This is a genomic window from Mesorhizobium sp. M0040 (genome assembly GCF_040323505.1).
Lineage (GTDB): Bacteria > Pseudomonadota > Alphaproteobacteria > Rhizobiales > Rhizobiaceae > Mesorhizobium.
Genome location: NZ_JAMYVA010000031.1, coordinates 26181 through 43095, shown reverse-complemented (window position 1 = coordinate 43095; position 16915 = coordinate 26181). Strand labels below are relative to the sequence as shown.

At 62.5% G+C, this 16915-nt stretch carries 19 protein-coding genes; 13 read left to right on the top strand and 6 right to left on the bottom strand.

Annotated elements, in window-relative coordinates; all coding sequences use genetic code 11:
- The first annotated feature begins 19 nt into the window (after positions 1 to 19).
- The 12 genes from NKJ91_RS22860 (at position 20) to NKJ91_RS22800 (ending at position 10183) form a co-directional block, all read left to right on the top strand.
- On the top strand, positions 20 to 340 hold the full coding sequence (locus NKJ91_RS22860; RefSeq protein WP_352457379.1) for a sunset domain-containing protein: 321 nt from the start codon (positions 20 to 22) through the stop codon (positions 338 to 340).
- 488 nt (positions 341 to 828) lie between these two features.
- Complete coding sequence (locus tag NKJ91_RS22855; protein WP_352457378.1) at positions 829 to 1791, top strand: ArdC family protein; 963 nt, start codon at positions 829 to 831, stop codon at positions 1789 to 1791.
- Positions 1788 to 1991, top strand: a complete 204-nt coding sequence (locus tag NKJ91_RS22850) for a hypothetical protein (RefSeq protein ID WP_352457377.1) — start codon at positions 1788 to 1790, stop codon at positions 1989 to 1991. Before NKJ91_RS22855 ends, NKJ91_RS22850 begins: the two co-directional genes overlap by 4 nt.
- A gap of 14 nt (positions 1992 to 2005) precedes the next feature.
- Positions 2006 to 2425 carry a DUF2958 domain-containing protein gene (locus NKJ91_RS22845; RefSeq protein WP_352457376.1) on the top strand — a complete coding sequence of 140 codons (420 nt, stop codon included), beginning with the start codon at positions 2006 to 2008 and terminating at the stop codon, positions 2423 to 2425.
- A 79-nt stretch (positions 2426 to 2504) separates the two neighbouring features.
- Entirely contained in the window at positions 2505 to 3416 is a 912-nt protein-coding gene (locus tag NKJ91_RS22840) for a ParB/RepB/Spo0J family partition protein (protein ID WP_352457375.1), read from the top strand.
- Positions 3417 to 4226, top strand: a complete 810-nt coding sequence (locus NKJ91_RS22835) for a hypothetical protein (RefSeq protein ID WP_352457374.1) — start codon at positions 3417 to 3419, stop codon at positions 4224 to 4226.
- Positions 4227 to 4771: 545 nt separating this feature from the next.
- Positions 4772 to 5095, top strand: a complete 324-nt coding sequence (locus NKJ91_RS22830; protein ID WP_023672372.1) for a DUF736 domain-containing protein — start codon at positions 4772 to 4774, stop codon at positions 5093 to 5095.
- Positions 5096 to 5245: 150 nt separating this feature from the next.
- Complete coding sequence (locus NKJ91_RS22825; protein ID WP_023679653.1) at positions 5246 to 5515, top strand: helix-turn-helix transcriptional regulator; 270 nt, start codon at positions 5246 to 5248, stop codon at positions 5513 to 5515.
- Positions 5512 to 6060 (top strand): signal peptidase I, encoded by a 549-nt coding sequence (gene lepB, locus NKJ91_RS22820; RefSeq protein WP_352457373.1) that lies wholly within the window; start codon positions 5512 to 5514, stop codon positions 6058 to 6060. The genes NKJ91_RS22825 and lepB overlap by 4 nt, the downstream gene beginning before the upstream one ends.
- Positions 6048 to 6734: a lytic transglycosylase domain-containing protein gene (locus NKJ91_RS22815; protein ID WP_352457372.1), complete on the top strand. Its 687-nt coding sequence runs from the start codon at positions 6048 to 6050 to the stop codon at positions 6732 to 6734. The genes lepB and NKJ91_RS22815 overlap by 13 nt, the downstream gene beginning before the upstream one ends.
- A 193-nt stretch (positions 6735 to 6927) precedes the next feature.
- Positions 6928 to 8898, top strand: a complete 1971-nt coding sequence (gene rlxS / locus NKJ91_RS22810; RefSeq protein WP_352457371.1) for a relaxase/mobilization nuclease RlxS — start codon at positions 6928 to 6930, stop codon at positions 8896 to 8898.
- 1150 nt (positions 8899 to 10048) lie between these two features.
- On the top strand, positions 10049 to 10183 hold the full coding sequence (locus tag NKJ91_RS22800; RefSeq protein WP_352457369.1) for a hypothetical protein: 135 nt from the start codon (positions 10049 to 10051) through the stop codon (positions 10181 to 10183).
- A gap of 27 nt (positions 10184 to 10210) precedes the next feature.
- Here NKJ91_RS22800 and NKJ91_RS22795 read toward each other — a convergent pair whose 3' ends face one another.
- The 5 genes from NKJ91_RS22795 to NKJ91_RS22775 all read right to left on the bottom strand — a co-directional run bounded on the left by NKJ91_RS22795 (position 10211) and on the right by NKJ91_RS22775 (position 13772).
- A complete protein-coding gene (locus NKJ91_RS22795; RefSeq protein WP_352457368.1) occupies positions 10211 to 10393 on the bottom strand; it encodes a hypothetical protein in 183 nt (60 codons plus the stop codon).
- 236 nt (positions 10394 to 10629) lie between these two features.
- Entirely contained in the window at positions 10630 to 11064 is a 435-nt protein-coding gene (locus NKJ91_RS22790; protein ID WP_352457367.1) for a hypothetical protein, read from the bottom strand.
- 190 nt (positions 11065 to 11254) lie between these two features.
- A complete protein-coding gene (locus tag NKJ91_RS22785; protein ID WP_352457366.1) occupies positions 11255 to 11764 on the bottom strand; it encodes a GNAT family N-acetyltransferase in 510 nt (169 codons plus the stop codon).
- Positions 11765 to 12049 (bottom strand): type II toxin-antitoxin system TacA family antitoxin, encoded by a 285-nt coding sequence (locus tag NKJ91_RS22780; RefSeq protein WP_352453587.1) that lies wholly within the window; start codon positions 12047 to 12049, stop codon positions 11765 to 11767.
- A gap of 538 nt (positions 12050 to 12587) precedes the next feature.
- Positions 12588 to 13772 (bottom strand): glycosyltransferase family 9 protein, encoded by a 1185-nt coding sequence (locus tag NKJ91_RS22775; protein ID WP_352457365.1) that lies wholly within the window; start codon positions 13770 to 13772, stop codon positions 12588 to 12590.
- A gap of 320 nt (positions 13773 to 14092) precedes the next feature.
- Between NKJ91_RS22775 and NKJ91_RS22770 the strand changes: the two genes are divergently transcribed.
- Positions 14093 to 14269 (top strand): hypothetical protein, encoded by a 177-nt coding sequence (locus tag NKJ91_RS22770; RefSeq protein ID WP_352457364.1) that lies wholly within the window; start codon positions 14093 to 14095, stop codon positions 14267 to 14269.
- Between the two features lie 85 nt (positions 14270 to 14354).
- Here the strand turns inward: NKJ91_RS22770 and NKJ91_RS22765 are convergent, their stop codons facing one another.
- On the bottom strand, positions 14355 to 16421 hold the full coding sequence (locus tag NKJ91_RS22765) for a carbamoyltransferase family protein (protein WP_352457394.1): 2067 nt from the start codon (positions 16419 to 16421) through the stop codon (positions 14355 to 14357).
- Positions 16422 to 16915 lie beyond the last annotated feature (494 nt).

The following is a 16915-nucleotide window of genomic DNA, read 5'->3' as shown; positions in this document are numbered from 1 at the left end:
CTCTTCGGGGAGAAGGGGCGTGGGAAACCATCGCTATCAAGACAATCGGTACAACCGTCGCAGGTATGGCGAGCGCCATCGTTCGAAGGACGTTCCGTTGTGGGCAAAGATCGTTGCTGGTGGAACAATCCTGGCTGGCTTTCTTGCCTTCGAAATCGGCCCTGCCGCTCTCGGCTGCAACATCAAAGCCAATGTCAGCTACAACACGGGCGAGCGCATCTATCATGTTCCCGGACAGGAATATTACTGGGAGACGCGCATCAACCTGTTGAAAGGCGAGCGCTGGTTTTGTTCGGAGGAAGCCGCGCGCAAGGCTGGGTGGCGGAAGTCTCGGGTCTGAGCGTCCGTGGTAAATGCTTGCGAAAATGCTGCATCGCACATGTTTTCGGTGCAGCATTCATTTGAAGTATTTATCGCGATCCGTTCGAAAAATCTGTCCAGCCTGCCGTCCTGGCGGGCGCCCGCGCGCCTGACGACGCGCACCAGGTGCTCGTGAACCGAGCCCGCTTTTCTTCGGCAAGCTCAGGCGGTCTGCGGCCATTCGGCTTCGCCCCTTGGCGTGGGCAGCCCTTCGGGCTGTGACGGCCGCCGCCCTTGCGGGCGGCGCGGTTTGTCTGTTGGCCTTTCCCGGTGGCGCGGGGTGGGCGGCACTCCCTTCTAGGCCCGCCGCGGCAGCCCGCAACCCTTCGCGTGCCGCTCAGGGTCCTCCTCTTCGTTCCGGTCCTTCGGATGCGGTCCGCCTCCCACGGCGGGCCTTTCCGGTCGCGACTCGCCGCCCACCCGGCTTCCGGGGAAAGGCGCGGCGATTGGCGAGCGGAGGATGAGACGATGCATGCAAACAGCAAGCGTTCCGCCAGCGGAGAGGCTGGCGCAGGCAAGGGCGGGCGCCCCAGCGCCAGCCTTTATCAGGAGATCACCGATCGCATCATTGCCGAGCTGGAGCGCGGCACCGTGCCATGGGTCAAGCCATGGGGCAGCGCAAAGGCAGGCCTTGGCCTGCCGAGGAATGCATCCTCTGGGCGCACCTATTCCGGCATCAATATCCTCATCCTGTGGGGCGCGGTCATCGAGCGCAGCTATCCCAGCCAGAACTGGCTCACCTTCCGGCAGGCGCTCGTCCTTGGCGGCAACGTCAGGAAGGGCGAGCGCGGCACGACCATCGTGCATGCCGACCGCTTTGTCCCCAAGGACGAGAAGGAGCGCGCACGCCACGAGGGCGATGAACCACAGGCCGTGCCTTTTTTGAAGCGCTTCACCGTCTTCAATGTCGCGCAGTGCGATAATCTTCCGGAAGACCTCTATGCCGCCGCCGAGCCGCTGCCTCAGTGCGAGATCGTGCCGCAGGCCGAGACGCTCATTCGCGCCAGCGGTGCGGATTTCAGGGTCGGCGGCGATCGCGCTTTCTACATGCCGGGCAGCGACCACATTCAGGTGCCGCCGCAGCCGGCGTTCCATCACCAGATCGACTATTACCGGACCTGCTTTCACGAGCTTGGCCACTGGACCGGCCACCCGACGCGGCTTGCTCGCGACCTCTCCGGCTCGTTCGGCTCCAAGGCTTACGCGCGTGAAGAATTGGTCGCCGAAATCACTGCCGCCTTCGTCTGCAGCAATCTCGGTATCGAGCCGACCGTGCGTCATGCCGATTACATCGGCTCATGGCTGAAGGTGCTGCGCGAGGACAATCGCGCCATCTTCCGTGCCGCCAGTCTTGCTTCCAAGGCCGCCGATTTCCTGTTTGGCCTTCAGGCCGATGCCGAAGGCGAGGCGCAGGAAGGGATTGCGGCATGACGATGCGCGATCCTCAACTGACCGCGAGCGAGCCGACGCCGCAAGGCGAGCAGATGCTCATTCCCGGTGTCCGGCCGATCACCACGCGCGATCGGCTCACCCTCCTGATGGACGCGCCGATGTCTCCGCGCGCGGCGCAAAAGCCGCTCGATATCGGCCTCTTCGATGAAGCCAGCAGAAATCAACTCGACCTGTTCTGACAAGGAGTCTTTCCATGATCCTGATCACCGATCCACTGCGCGCACGACTGCTCGCCAATGGCGCCGCCGAGGCCGACATCGACCATTTTCCCGTTGTGAAACTGTTTAATCCCCCAGGTGCCGCGACGTGGCTTTTGACCGAACTCGACGCCGATGGCGACACGCTGTTCGGCCTTTGCGATCTCGGCTTCGGCTTCCCCGAACTCGGCAGCGTCAGTCTGGCCGAGCTTGCATCCGTAAAAGGTCCGCTTGGCCTCGGCATAGAGCGCGACCTGCATTTCCAGGCGCGCTTTCCGCTCTCCGTCTATGCCGAAGCCGCCCGCATTTGCCGCCACATCACCGAGGCCGAGCGACTTCTGCGGCAGGCAGCAGACGCCCTTTCAAAGCCCCATTCCGAGCTTCCGCCCGACACGGCGGAACAGCAGCGCCGATAGGCGCAAAAACCGTCCCGCCGCGCCGGCCTTCGGCCTCTGCGGCGGGGACAACCTCAACCAAAGCGAAAGGAGAGTAACCATGCAGCTTGCCCACATTCCCTTGGATCAGCTCAACATTTCCGCGCTCAACATGCGCCATGGAAAACGCGCGCCCGACATATCCGACATCCTGCCCTCCGTGCGTGCGCGCGGCGTGCTGGTGCCTCTCCTTGTGCGGCCCAACGGACAGCCGGAAACCTTCGAGATCGTCGCCGGCAGGCGGCGCTATTTCGCCGCGAAATCACTTGCCGACGAGCGCGGCGAAGGCGATCCCTTGCCCTGCGCCATCATGGAGGACGGTGACGACGCCGATGCGCTGGAAGCCTCGCTGATCGAAAACCTCGCCCGCCTCGATCCAGACGAAGTATCGCAATGGGAGACGTTTTCGCGGCTCGTCAGGCAAGGCCGCACCGTTCCAGACATCGCTGCGACCTTCGGCATCACTGACCTGAAGGTCAAACGCATTCTGGCGCTTGGCGACCTCTTGCCCAAAATCCGCGAAGCCTATCGCCGCGAGGAGATCGACGCCGAGACGGTGCGCCATCTCACCATGGCGTCCAAGGCGCAGCAGAAGGACTGGCTGGCACTCTGTGCCGATCCCGATCAATACGCGCCGCGTGGCTATCAATTGAAGCAATGGCTGTTCGACGGCCAGTCGATTTCCACCAAGGTGGCGCTGTTTGCCATCGAGGAGTATCCCGGCCTGATCACCTCGGACCTGTTCGGCGAGGACAGCTATTTCGCCGATGCCGACCTGTTCTGGCAAAAGCAGAACGAAGCGATTGCCGCCAGACGCGACACCTATCTCAACGACGGCTGGAGCGAGGTGGTGCTGCTGGAACCGGGCCAGTATTTCCACCCATGGGACCACGAGAAGACCCCGAAGAAGAAGGGCGGCAAGGTCTTCATCGCGGTCACGTATCGCGGCGAGGTCGAGTGTCACGAGGGCTAGGTGTCACGCAAGCAAGCCCGCCGCGCCCGCGAGGGCGGCGAGCAAGACGAAACAGCCGCCAAGCCGCCGCGCCCCGAACTCACCGGCCCGATGCAGAACTATGTCGATCTGCATCGCCATGCTGCCGTGCGTGCGGCCATGCTCGACCATCCCGCCGTGGCGCTGCGCCTCGTGGTGGCGCACGCCATCACCGGTTCCGGCCTCTGGCAGGTGCGCCCCGAGCCGCAGCGCGCAGCCAACGAGACGGTGACTGCCAGCCTTGCCGGCTGCAAGGCTGAAGCGGCATTCGGCAAAAAGCGGCGCGAGGTGTTGGCCCTGCTCGGATCACCGGATGAGGATGGCGTGGTCGCCGGCGGCAATGGCGACGCCTTTGCTATCGCCGGCGTGTTCGCCCGCCTCTTGGCGCTCTGCGACGACGATGTCATGCGCGTTCTCACCCTTGTCATGGCCGAGACGCTTGCAGCCGGCAGCGCCGTCATCGAGGCGCTCGGCAACCATCTGAACGTGGATATGGGCGCATGGTGGGAACCGGACGATGCGTTCTTCGACCTCTTGCGCGACAAGGAAATCGCCAATTCGATGCTGGCCGAGGTCGGCGGCAAGCTGGTCGCGGATGGCAATGTCGCCGAGAAGGTCAAGACGCAAAAGAAGATCATCCGCGACTTCCTGGCGGGCGAGAATGGCCGCCAGAAGGTCGAGACCTGGCTGCCGCGCTGGATGAAATTCCCCGCCGAAAGCTACACCAGCCGCGGCGGTTTCCGCACCGCCGATCAATGGGCACAAGTGCAGCCGCTGTTCGCGCGCGAATAGTCGATCAGGGCCCGAGCGGCGGTTTCTCGAGTGCCGCCGCTCAGGTCGCGCGCGCCGCTCCGGGCCGCGCCGGCTGCCGATTGGTCGTCTTGTCGAGCCAGTGCCGCGCGCGAGAAATCTCGACGCCAACTCGCCCCCATTTGGGCAGCCTGCACCGCGCCGGGTTGCTTGCCGAGGCGCCCAGGCGCATGGGGCCAATTGTCCGATCGGGTTGCCGACAGAGCCCGCGCAGCCGGCGCCCTGTAATGCCGCCTGCTCGTTGTGCCGCCGATCGCGCCACCTGTCTCCATGTGTCTCAGGGACCATTCCCCTGCGGCTGGCTTGACGACCTATGGGCGGATCCGGCCCGCCCGAAACCCTCGCCAGCAGCTTTTTTCCCCGCCGCCTGCGGCGGCTTCCTCGCGCCGCTTCGCTTCAAAAAAGCTGTCCGCTCGGGTCCTCCGCTATCGCTGCGGCCGTCCCGGTTCCGCGGTCCGGACGCGCCCATCACGGTCTCGCCATCGCAGGGGAATGGTCCCCGGCGAGCACCAAAAAGGAGACTGAAAATGACCGCGATCGGATACGTCACCAAACAGGAAAACGGCGGCTACAAGGGCCAGCTCAAGACGCTTAGCGTCCGCGCCGACATCGACATCGTGCCCAATCAGGCAAAGAGCGCCGACACCCATCCCGACTTCCGGGTGCTGACGCAAGGGGTCGAAGTAGGGGCCGGCTGGATCCGCACCGGCGAGACCTCCGGCAAGGACTATGTGAGCCTGTCGATTGCCGCCCCGGAGTTCGGCCCGCGCAAGCTCTACGCCAATCTCGGCCGCGCCGCCGGCCAGGATGACGACGACACATACGCCATCATCTGGAACCCGGTCGACTGAACCGCCAGCCTCGAGCCCCGCGCCGCAACCGGCGCGGGGCTCTTTCGGGAGGGGGCGGCGAAAACTCGCCCCCCACTCTTCGCCCGTCCCCGAAACGATCTCGCTCGCCGATCCTCGCCTTCGCTTGTCCGTAGCGAAACGAGGATCATCATGGACGACGAAAACGAACGCGCGGCCCGCGCGAAGAAGGGCAGTCCGTTTCTCAATACCGCGCAGGCCGCCTTCTATATCGGGCTGTCCCAGCGCACGCTGGAGAAGATGCGGCTCAAAGGCGGCGGCCCGCAATTTCGCAAGCACGGCCGCTATGTCCGCTATCACATCGACGAGCTCGACGACTGGTCGAAGGGACGCGCGCAGGAGACCAGGCCCGAGGATGCCGGGCACGATTCCGGCTCGGCCGGTGAGGGAGGCCGCTCATGAGCCGGCGTCCCACCATCCGTCTGATCGGCAGCCATCTGCGGCGCATTCGGGCGCGCAAGACGATCGCCGTGGCTAGTGCAGGCCTCAGCCTGATCGGCTTCGCCGCTTTCGACAAGCCATCGCCCTGGCTGGTCTGGAACGCCTCGGCCAGTGCGCCGGTCGGCCTCTATCGCGTCGCGTCCGGATCACCGGCTCGTGGCGATCTGGTGCTCGTCCGCCCGCCAAAACCGGTCGCCGATCTCGCCGCCGAACGCTTCTATCTGCCCAGCCATGTACCGCTGGTCAAGCGCCTTGCCGCGCTGCCTGGCGAGCATGTCTGCGCCTTCGGCGACGCCATCATCATCGGCGGCGAGATTGTCGCGCGCCGGCTGGCAACCGACACGCAGCACCGTCCGCTGCCTTGGTGGAATGCCTGCCGCAAGCTCGCCGCCGACGAGTTTTTCCTGCTCGGCAACGATAGAAACCGCTCCTTCGACAGCCGCTATTTCGGGCCGGTGCCGGCCGAAAATATTGCCGGGAGGCTCGTGCCGCTATGGACCGAGTAACCCTCCTGATGCTCGGCATGGTCGCGATAGCGCCATGCGCCTGTTCCGCCGCGACCGACGCTCAGCCGGCCGCCATCTCCCGTGGTCCGCAGCTCCAACGATGGCAGCACTTGATAGCCGAAGCAAGCCGGCGTTTCAGCATTCCACAGCCCTGGATTTATGCCGTCATGGATGCCGAAAGCCGGGGGCAGACAATGCTGGACGGACGGCCGATCGCCTCACACGCCGGCGCTATTGGCCTCATGCAGGTGATGCCCGGCACCTACGAGGAGATGCGCGCAGAGCTTGGCCTGGGAGCCGATCCGCACGACCCTCGCGATAACATTCTGGCAGGTACTGCCTATCTGCGCGCCATGTATGACCGCTTCGGCTTTCCCGGCCTGTTTGCCGCCTATAACGCTGGGCCGGACCGCTACGAACAGCATTTGCAGCGTGGGCGACCGCTGCCCAGCGAGACGGTTTCGTATCTGGAAGAGCTCAAGGCGGCGGGGATCGCGGCCGCCGACATGGACGCGTTCACCGGCAAATCCCGTTCCGGAAAAGCGCCGGAAATCCCGTCCGGGCAGTCGCTGTTTTTCCTGCGAAACGGTGTTTCCGCGACCGATCCGAATGGCCAAATCGTGGTGCCGCTCGGATCGGAGCGAGCAGGGGCAGGCCGGCCGGATCGCAGGTGAGGGCAGGGGTACCGTGGGTCGGGCGGGGCAGGGAGGCAGGGAGGCAGGTCCGCGGAAGGCAAGATAAAGGCATCGCCTCCTGGAGGCGGCGAAGTCTTTGTCTGCACATCGTTTTCCACGGAGGCTGCCTTCAGCGTCAGGAGAGCTGCTGCCGACAAACCTCTGATATTGCTTAAGATTGCTAGGAGGCTCAATGCAGGATGAAGAGTTCAAGCCGAGCCTGGGCAAAATCGGATCGCGCGGCTCGAAGGCAGGCAAGCGTTTCGCCGGCCAGATCCGCGCCGCGATCAACCGAGCCGGCGGCGGCAGCGGTCGCCGTGGCCGCTTCATCGGAAGCCGGGCGGGGCGCGGCGGGGCTGCTGCCGCCGTTCTCAGAGCGCGCGACCCCCACGCGGCGTTTCGGCAGCGGCGCGCCGTCGTCAAGGCGCGTATCGTCAAGCTGGCCGGCAAGGGTGTTGACGGGGCACGTGCACACCTTCGCTACCTCCAGCGCGACGGCGTCACCCGCGAAGGCGAGCCTGGCGAGCTCTATAGCGCCGACAGCGACCGCGTTGATGGCAAGGCCTTCATCGATCGTGCCGATGGCGACCGGCATCAGTTCCGCTTCATCGTCGCCCCTGAAGACGGCATCGAGTATGATGACTTGAAGCCGCTCACGCGGCGCCTCATGGCGCAGATGGAAGAAGACCTCGGCACTAGGCTCGACTGGGTGGCCGTCGATCATTTCAACACTGGTCATCCGCATACCCATATTATCGTCCGCGGCAAGGACGACCGCGACGAAAACCTCGTCATCGCGCGGGACTACATCTCGTCTGGAATCCGTGAACGGGCGGCCGAGCTGGTCAGCCTCGACCTTGGCCCGAGAACGGACCGCGAGATCGTGCAACGCCTGCGCCAGGAAATGGAGCGGGAACGCTTCACCAGCATCGATCGGCAGCTGCTCCGCATGCGCGACCATGAGGGGCATGTCTCACCGGCCAGCCGAGACACGTTTCGCCAGACGCTGCACCAGGGCCGCCTGCGCAAGCTCGAGCGGATGGGTCTGGCTGAGGAAGTCGGCTCGGGCCACTGGCGCCTTGATGGCGAGCTTGAAGCGACACTGCGCCGCATCGGCGAGCGGGGCGACATCATCAAGACCATGCACCGCGAACTGACCGGCAAGGGGCTCGCCCGCAGTGCCGCCGACTATGTTGTCCATGATCGATCTGCAGAGCAGATGCAGCCTGTCGTCGGCCGCATCATTGCGCGCGGCCTGGCCGACGAAATCACTGACCGCCATTACCTCGTCGTCGACGCCGTGGACGGCAAAAGCCACTATGTTGATATCGGCAAAGGCGAGGCAACCCAACCGACGCCAGAGGGCTGCATAGTGCGGGTCACGCCGAGGGACACCGGGCCAAGGCAAGTCGACCGCACAATTGCCGAGATCGCCACGGCCCATGACGGGCGCTACAGCATCGATATCCATCTCAAGCATGACCCGTCGGCCACCGAACGCTTTGCCGAAACGCACGTGCGGCGACTGGAGGCGATCCGCCGGGCGACCGGTCGTGTCGAGCGCGAGCCGGACGGCACCTGGATCGTCGCACCGGATCATCTCGACCGTGTGTCTGACTACGAGCGTCAGCGGGCCGGGGCCGAGCCTGTCACGGTTGACAAGCTCTCATCGACGCCGCTGGAACAACAAGTCAGCTTCGACGGCGCCACCTGGCTCGATCGAGAGCTGGTTTCCGACATACCGGAGGCCTTGCACAGCTCTGGTTTCGGCCGCGATGTCCGAGAGGCGCAAGGCCGGCGACGGCAGTGGCTGATTGCGCAAGGTCTTGCTCGGGAAGAGCAGGACCGGATCGTCTATCGCGCCAACATGCTTTCGATGCTGCGCCAACGCGAGTTGAACCGCGTAGCCGGCCAGTTGTCGAACGAACTCGGTCTGCCCTATTCTCAAGCCCAGAGTGGAGATCGAATAGAAGGCACGCTCCGCCGCTCCGTCGAGCTCGGCGGCGGAAAATACGCTGTCATCGAGAAATCGCGCGAGTTCACGCTGGTGCCATGGCGGCCGGTGCTTGATCGGCATATTGGCAAGGAGGTGTCTGGTGTCGTGGGTGGGGAGGGGATTTCATGGACCATCGGCCGGCAGAGAAGCGGGCCAAGCATTTCGTGACATGGCTACACAACTTCTTTTGCCCGCGTTGAACGGGTACTCAGTCCGGACGGAGTTCGCCTGCTAATTGCCCGCGGCATTGATTTGGCGAGGGATAAATGGCTGGTCGTGCAAGACTCATCGTTCGCTCTACAACAAGCGCCGCGATCAGTTCATCGTCTTCCATGATTCTGAGCCAAAACCCTCCTGCGCCACCACGGTACTCTTCCCGATGCCACGGAAGCCGCGCCGACGACGGCGGTGCCGGCCTGGTTGCGCAGGGCTGCCCCCGACCCAAACAGTTGCGGCGCATTGAGGACATTGCAATCACTGCCGGTGCGGCCACCGGCGCGCTCGATGAGATGGTCCCCAGCTAGAGAGGTGGGCTGGCGCCTGGTGACAGCGCCTACGGCTTTCGGCGGCCGCGGTACGGCGAAGCAGGCTCGCGGCGTCGAGGATGAAGCCGCACTTCGCGATGTTCTTTTGCTCACACGACCGGGAGACAAGGTCGGCCCCGCGGGCCGGATGCTGTTGGCCGGGCGTGAACTGGCTGCCCATCCCGCTCAGGATCTTCTAACGGGAGAAACCTCGCTGCGGTGGGGAAGATTTCGGTCGTCGCCCGCGACGACGAGGCGGTCAGCGACCTGGCCAGACGAGCTTCGGCAGCTTTCCGCTGCAGCATGGTGACGTGCGCGATCATGGCCGCCGAATGAGATCGCTCGAACGCACCGTCGGATGCTGGCTCGCCGACGCTTTACTGGCGCAAGCCTGGGTGGGGCCATGCGGTGCCGCTACTGGCACCGAGGCAGCTTTGGGCATGAGACCCGACCAATCGCGCCGGGCCTTGACCGGGCCGGGCGACGCGACCCGAGCGTCGGGACAAAAAGCCGGGAAGGGGAGGGCACCAGCCCGGTTGAAGCCAAGGGCATGATGATGTGAGGACGATCTGCTGGCAAGAATTTGCGGAGATCGATGCTGTCATGGCGCGCTCGTCGAAGATTCTGAGCGGCGCCGACGTGGCTGCTCGAAGGGAGAACACTTCACTCCGTGACCGGCCGGACCTGATTACGATCTCCATTGGAATAAAGAAGAACGACGGGCCGAATGGCAGGGTTGATCGCCAAGATGCGCGATCTGCCGGCTGTCCTGCGCGCGTGCGGGAGTCGCCACCATGAGCTTTACGACAAAATTGCCGGCAGAGGCCGATTTCAAGAAGGTGTTGCTCCAATGCTATCGAGGAGGCGATCGCACGCAGCGCGAGATCGGCCAGTGCGGATTCTTGGCCAAGCTGCTCGGCGCGTCGTGAGATGTTGTCCGTCGGGTGGGTGACGCTTTAGATCAGGCGGATCTCCACCCAGACAGCAGCCTGGCGGTTAAACCGCCTTGCGTGTTCGGTATGGCGGCACAGCGGTTTGGAGATCGGCGAACGCCACGCCCCACGGTAGCGATGCCTCGCATGACCAAGCAGCGGCATGTGCGGCAGGCTTGCACCCGCTTCAGATGCGAGACGGGTCAAGACAATCATCCTGCACAACGCCACGCGGCGGTGAGCCGGTTTCGAAAAGGGCCGGCCCCGGCCGTTCATACAAGTGGAGTTGGGGGCGCGGGGCCGGATCAAGCCTATCGCGTTGGACCCGCCGGGACCGCGCGTCCATCATCCCGGCAACGCCAGGCGCTCGCCTCGCGTCATGCGGGCTTCGGCTTGGCGCGCCGAATGTCTGGACCGGCATCGCGGAGCAATGGCGCACCAGTCTACGACATGGTGCGTAGTCGCCATGCTGCCCCTGGCCAGATCGTAGATGACCTCGGCTTGTTCGCCATGGCGAGCCGAAGCACGTTGACGGCCGTGCCGGGTGATGCGCCGTCCCAGACTGTCATCCCAAAATCGGCGCGCGCCATCTCCCGGTCTTTGGCGGCGTAGATCCAGTATCCTCTAGCACCTTCAGGAGACGGGACCCGGTAGGCAGCCCAGTCGCCCAGATCATTGCGGGGTTCCTTGGCCGCATGGAAGACCCCGACATGTTTGTAGCCGTAGCCCGCGAGCAGGCCCTGCGCCTCGGCATCGGCTCCAGACGCGTCGCCAATCAGCACGCCGTGCACGGCAACAACGATTGGGCGGATCCGAGCGATGGCAGGTTCCGTCAGCTCAAATATCTCGCGTGAACCCCCTATGAATATCATCGACATCATGACTTTCCCTTCTCTCCAGGGCTCCCTCGCTCTGACCGCCGTCTCCCTCTGGCCCTGCGTGAGGGGTCACCCGAACGCCGAGACGGCGAAGCCGGCTCGGGGAGCGGCGGGACGCCGCAACTAGAGCCCGGTCGGCGGCAGGCCGGCGCGCAGACCTGCCGCTTCCGGAGGCGCTACGCGCGCGGAGCTAGTGGCCTTTGTCGGCCAGCCAGAGGCTCACGTCCTGGATCGAGCGCATGAGCACCGACGGATTGTCCCGCGCGGGAATGAAGCCCCAGCTCTGCCAGTAGCGCTCTGCCTCGGCGTCGATCGCCCGCACCACCACCGCGCGGCCGCCGACGATGTCGGCGCCGGCGACGCAGCGATACAGCGCGTCCTTGACCAAGCCGCTACCGACGCCTTGTCCGGCATAGCGGTGGTCGACGGCGAGTTGTCCGATCAGCAGGCAGGGGATCGGATCGGGCGGGCGTCCGGTGCGGATGGCGCGCGGTGCGCTATTTGGCTGGATCACGCCCGGCGCGAGGCCGTAATAGCCGACGACTGTTCCCTCGTCGTGAACGACCAGGACGCGGGTAAACCCGCGGGCCTGGTTCGTTCGCGCGAAGCCGGCCAGCCAAGCGTTAAGCGCCGGCTTGCCGCAATCGAAGCTGTCGAGGCGGTGCGCGTCGTCGAGGAGTTCGATGCCTGAAAGCGCCACCTAGCGGTCCCAGGGCGGGGACCGACGCAGCCGCTCGGCCGCCTTCGCCGGGGGCGCAGCGGCCGGGGCTGAGATCGCCTGCATGAAGGCGTCATAGGCTTCCGGGGACACGCGGATGACGGTTTCGTTGAGGATGGCCGCCTGCGCCTCGTGCAGCGCGGCGCGCCGCATGAACTCCGTGCGCGACAGGCCGAGCAGCTCCGCGCCGCGGTCGATGATGGTGAGATCATCGTCGCGAAACCGCATCGAGACGGGTGCTTCCTTCCTGGTGGGTGTGGTGGCCATGGCGCGCTCCTGTGCTGCGGACGTATATACGTTAGTGTAACGCGGAACGCAATACTACGTTCCCTGGCGACGTCTCGTGGCGGATGGTCTCAGGATTTCTCGCCGCATCGGTTCTTCTCGGCTTCTCGCCCCAGTCGCCATTGCCGCAACCCAGAGCAAGGTGGCTTTGGTCAGCTCCGGCGGATCAATTACGGCTTAGAAAGCGCATTTGTTTTTGGCGGCCGGATGAGCGGGTCCAGAAGCGAAGTCGCTGCCATGACTGTCGCCGGACGAGCCCCGGCTATCCCGAACCTGATGAACATCTGACGCGATGGCGACTTTCGGGCCGTCACGCAACAAAGGAGGAACGGCTATGAAGGCTGGGCGGCGGCACTTTCATTCTCAGGCGCCGCTCTATGCCACCTGTCGGCCAATGTGACATCGCCACTGCGGTCCTTCGAACAAGTCGATTCGATTCTGAATTTCGGCCTTTAGATGATTGTAGCGATTGAATCAGCGACAAGGGCTGGGCAATCGCGGTTGTGGTGACCGCGAGCCACTAAGCTTGTGCCGTACCCTTACAATGATTCATCAAGGCGTTTACCTCGGCAATCACGAGATCCGGCGTGATGTCGAACTTGCATCGGACTTTGACCGGACAATGCCGCACTTGGTCCAGACCACATCCGCGACATTCAATAACACTCATAAGCATGCTGACCAAGGGACCTCGAAACCCCCAAATCTCCGGTAGATGTGACGCCGTGAAAATGCCGATAGTAGGGCGGCCAAGCTGGGCAGCGACATGGCCGGTGCCTGAATTGTTCGAAACGACGAGCGCGGCCGAATTCACGAGACAATTGAATTCCAATTCTGACAAGTCGACAGCCGTCCGAATGTTCGCGGCCCCACGTTCCCTAGCTATCTTCGCAACCTCCTCAAGCGCTTCCAGGCATTCGCCACGGCCAACGAGGACCACCTCACCACGGATCGAAAGAGCAGCGACAACTTTGCCAAAACTTTCAATGGGCCAATCTCGCAGGCTGGAATTGGAGAACGGAGCCACGACAATCGGGGCATTGCCTGTAGTCGAATTCTGTGGGTGACCCGCTCCGCTTTCGAAATAGGCAGCTGCCTTTGCGACCAGAAAGAGGAGGATTTCTGACACATGCTGGAGACGCACCTGCTTACGGTCAATGAACCAATCAAGCCATCTACGGGGGATTTTGTTAGCAAGCCCTATTTTTTGGACCAGCTTGTAGAAAATGGTTCTGCGCAGTTTCAGATTGAATGGCGCTATCGCAATATCGATCTGATGCATGCTGTACGGATCAACTATCGCTGCACGGTGCCTGGCGGGAACTTCAAGCAAGATCGGCCTTGTTTCTTCCGGAACACGCATATCAATGGCAAGATCAAACTCGCCGGTCAGCAGCGGCCTTATGTCCGCGGCTTCTTTGCGCGTTTTGACTTTTGGGTTGCGAGGAAAAAAGTCAAAAGCAACGTGATCGTCGGCGAGGTCGAACTGTTTTGCAGTAGCGATGTTCCAGCTTCCCACCACCAGCGTAATGTGGGCATGCGCAAAACGCTGACGAAGGTCCTTTAGAGGCCCTAGAGACATCCAAAAGTCGCCGACATGATCAAGCTTGAGGACCAAAATTCTCATCCTTGCGCTTGACTGTTCCGGCTCTTCCCAGCTGCGGTATATAATTTGATTGCCGTCGTGCTTTGTAAAATATGCCATTGCCATTCCGAAGATTATACGGTCAACACTGATAGCCCAGTGACGCGTGTGTAGGTTGGAGTGCTCCCCACTTTGTCCGCGTCTCCGCAAGAATTCTGCCATCAGATCCAAGCCGCGCTCCAGCAGGAGCTGTTGGGCGAAGTCTGCATCTCTAGCGATGGTAGCGCGCCAAGAAAGCCAGCTATGTCCCGACCCGCAATGTGAAGGGCTTCGTCACGGTCTCGCATGCAGTGAGTTCGGCAACGCCGAGTAGACGGTGATCGCCAAGCCGCCGTCCCCAGATCTCGGAGCATAACGGCAGTGGCCTCGCTCTTTGGTCGATGCTGATCCTGAATGCGACCGTCGCCGCCGGCGACGACACCGCCGGCCGCATTGACCGTCTCGGGCACGCCCTGTCGCTGTGGTCCCGCATCACGGTCGCTAGCAAGGACCCGCCGCAGCCGCTTTTTTCTGCGCGTCCGGTCGTCCAAGGTGAAGTGGACGAATCAACCCTGTGATGAAGTCGACTGCCTGCCAGCGGTGAGGTGGCAGGCGGCATCGATGAACACCATTATTCGCCGAGCTTGGATAGCGGCACCTCTATCACGCTGAGAGCCTGTTATGCTGGTCCAGCGTTTGATCGCAGTCTTGATCCATGCGAGCAGCTTGTGAGGGATGCAATCGAACGAGGCGCTGCTCCCACAGCCGTCGCAGGCCCTCCATCAGAGCTTCACGCTTAGCCTGATCCGGCGCAATTGTATTGAGGAGATCTCCCAACACGGCTTCGCCCTCAATCCGCATCAGCAGATTAAACAAGTCGTGTGAAATTCGTACACTGTCACTGCTGAAGTGGGTCGTGCTGATCTCGCAGTGAGTCTCCCGACGATCTGGCGCTTTGTAAGCGCGGGTTTGATGGAGGGACACATAGGGCGGCAACGAAACCGCAAGCGCAGTCCAATCCTGCAGCGTTGCAGCCCGCTTTTTTACCAGGAAGGGCCCGACCACAAGTCCATCCAGCTCTGTCGTCAGAAAGGTGGCAATCGCGTCTGCAACCGAATCCACGATCGGTTCGGCATTGTTGTTAAAGGACGTATTGAGCAGAATTGGAGTGCCTGTGCGCTTCTTGAACGCATTGATGACCTCCCAGTACGCGGGATTGGCGTTGCGCGATACTGTTTGCAGGCGAGCGGTACCGTCGACGTGCGTGATGGCACCGAGCAAGGCGCGCTTTGAGTCACGCACGCGAACGACGAAATTCATGAATGGAAATTCGTGCCTACCGTCCGGGAGGTCGAAAAATTCGCTCGCATCCTCCTCCAGCACAGATGGCGCGAAGGGCCGATAGCCTTCGCGCTTCTTGACCATCGCATTGATCCGGTCCTTGTTTGCGGCGGGCCTAGGGTCGGCAAGAATGCTGCGGTTGCCCAGCGCACGTGGCCCAAACTCCGAACGACCCTGCACCCAGCCGATCACGGCGCCGTTGGCGATCCAGTCGGCTGCACTGCTTGCCACGTCATCAGAGCGTTCAACCTCGAGATGTCCGGCCCATGCATTCAGTTCCTGTTGCACGGCGCGCTCGCTCCCGAGATCAGGACCCCAATAGACCTCCTGCAGTCGCTCACACGGCGCGGGGCGGCCCATCTCGTTAGAGACTATCAGCGCAGCTCCCAATGCGCAGCCAGCGTCGTGAGACGCGGGTTGCACGAAAATGTCTTCGAAAAGCCCTGAATACAGCAGCTTACCGTTCATCGTGCAGTTGTGGGCCACCCCCCCCGCCAGGCACAACCGCTTCATGCCGGTGGCCTCACGGTGATGCCGGAGAATGTGGAACACGATCCGCTCAAGCGCTTCCTGCAGTGACGCACTCACATCTCGATGCTGCTGGGTGAAGGGCATTCCCTTTCGCCTGACCTCGATATTGCGGAGCAACGCCGGACCGATGCGGTCGAGGTGAACACGGTAGCCACCGCCGTTGGCGGAGAGCTCGTAGAACTGCTCGAAGAGCTCGCGATAGGGAGCGGGGTCGCCGTAGGGCGCGAGTCCCATTACCTTATACTCGTCGAACAAGCCGTAGCCGAGATAGCGGATCGTCTCGAGATAAAACAGCCCAAGAGAATTGTTCTCGGGGAAAGCCTCGAGTTGCGTAATTTCTGTGCCAGACCCTACCGCCAAGAGGCCCGATAGGAAATCACCAGAGCCATCAATCGCTAGAATGAGACTTTGTTCGAAGCCCGACATTGCAAAGGCGCTCACGGCGTGCGCCTGATGATGACTTACGAATGAAATACGCGAACTGTCCAACTTAGTGCCGAACTCACGCGTTAACAGATCCTGCACCAACGTTTTAGCATCCAACGGAATGGAGAGAATGTCCGGGTGGGATGCGGACATACCTTCAAGCATGGCGTTGGCATAGGGCTCGCTGGCGTAGAGCGCGACACGATCAATGTCGTTGAGCTGAACCCCCGCCGCTGACAGACAGTATTGAATCGAACGAATTGGGAGCTTGTTGGAGTGTTTCATCCGATTGAGGCGTTCCTCTTCGACGGCTGCTATCACCCGTCCGTCTCGGACGAGCACCGCGGCGCCATCGTGCATAAAGGCGTTCCGAAGCTCGAATCGGTTTTCATGGACTTGGTCAAGTCCGCCGCTAATTCCTAGACACAGCATTTCTTTCTCCACATAGTGACGGGCAAGCCAAATTGGCCTGCCTCAGACCGTTTCCAACTAAATAGGCCGCGTTGTCGCTTGCAGCTGCAACCGCCTGTCAGGCATCACCGGCATCAAAGAACGCCTCATAAGGGTCCGCCTGAATCAACATGAGATGCTTCGATCGTGGCGCCTGCCGTTCCATGACGCCGAGAGCTTGGCTGGATCATCGAATCTTGAGCGGCTGCTGACTTGCATGCCGGCGATGCCGTTTTCATCTGCAGCACGAACTTGTGACGCGGGCTGCCTATATCCTTGCGAAGGGGCGGCTGTTGACGAATAATGCCGCGCCGTGAACTGGCCCGATTTCATTCCCCGAAAGACCGTCGCACAGGCGACTGACATGTGCTGCACTGTCCGCCTGCTTCCCGGTCGCACATCCGATAACGCCTTCGCTTGTGCAGGAGGCCGTATCGCGTCATTCGTCGGCCAAACATGGCACCGACTGGAAGCCC

Bases quoted from the DNA above. Each gene is read 5' to 3' on its own strand.
- NKJ91_RS22770 (WP_352457364.1), top strand. From the start codon at position 14,093: ATGCTGATCCTGAATGCGACCGTCGCCGCCGGCGACGACACCGCCGGC.
- NKJ91_RS22775 (WP_352457365.1), bottom strand. From the start codon at position 13,772: ATGGCATATTTTACAAAGCACGACGGCAATCAAATTATATACCGCAGC.
- NKJ91_RS22825 (WP_023679653.1), top strand. From the start codon at position 5,246: ATGGACGACGAAAACGAACGCGCGGCCCGCGCGAAGAAGGGCAGTCCG.
- NKJ91_RS22765 (WP_352457394.1), bottom strand. From the start codon at position 16,421: ATGCTGTGTCTAGGAATTAGCGGCGGACTTGACCAAGTCCATGAAAAC.
- NKJ91_RS22800 (WP_352457369.1), top strand. From the start codon at position 10,049: ATGAGCTTTACGACAAAATTGCCGGCAGAGGCCGATTTCAAGAAGGTG.
- rlxS (WP_352457371.1), top strand. From the start codon at position 6,928: ATGCAGGATGAAGAGTTCAAGCCGAGCCTGGGCAAAATCGGATCGCGC.
- NKJ91_RS22815 (WP_352457372.1), top strand. From the start codon at position 6,048: ATGGACCGAGTAACCCTCCTGATGCTCGGCATGGTCGCGATAGCGCCA.
- NKJ91_RS22790 (WP_352457367.1), bottom strand. From the start codon at position 11,064: ATGTCGATGATATTCATAGGGGGTTCACGCGAGATATTTGAGCTGACG.
- NKJ91_RS22830 (WP_023672372.1), top strand. From the start codon at position 4,772: ATGACCGCGATCGGATACGTCACCAAACAGGAAAACGGCGGCTACAAG.
- NKJ91_RS22850 (WP_352457377.1), top strand. From the start codon at position 1,788: ATGACGATGCGCGATCCTCAACTGACCGCGAGCGAGCCGACGCCGCAA.
- lepB (WP_352457373.1), top strand. From the start codon at position 5,512: ATGAGCCGGCGTCCCACCATCCGTCTGATCGGCAGCCATCTGCGGCGC.
- NKJ91_RS22855 (WP_352457378.1), top strand. From the start codon at position 829: ATGCATGCAAACAGCAAGCGTTCCGCCAGCGGAGAGGCTGGCGCAGGC.
- NKJ91_RS22840 (WP_352457375.1), top strand. From the start codon at position 2,505: ATGCAGCTTGCCCACATTCCCTTGGATCAGCTCAACATTTCCGCGCTC.
- NKJ91_RS22845 (WP_352457376.1), top strand. From the start codon at position 2,006: ATGATCCTGATCACCGATCCACTGCGCGCACGACTGCTCGCCAATGGC.
- NKJ91_RS22780 (WP_352453587.1), bottom strand. From the start codon at position 12,049: ATGGCCACCACACCCACCAGGAAGGAAGCACCCGTCTCGATGCGGTTT.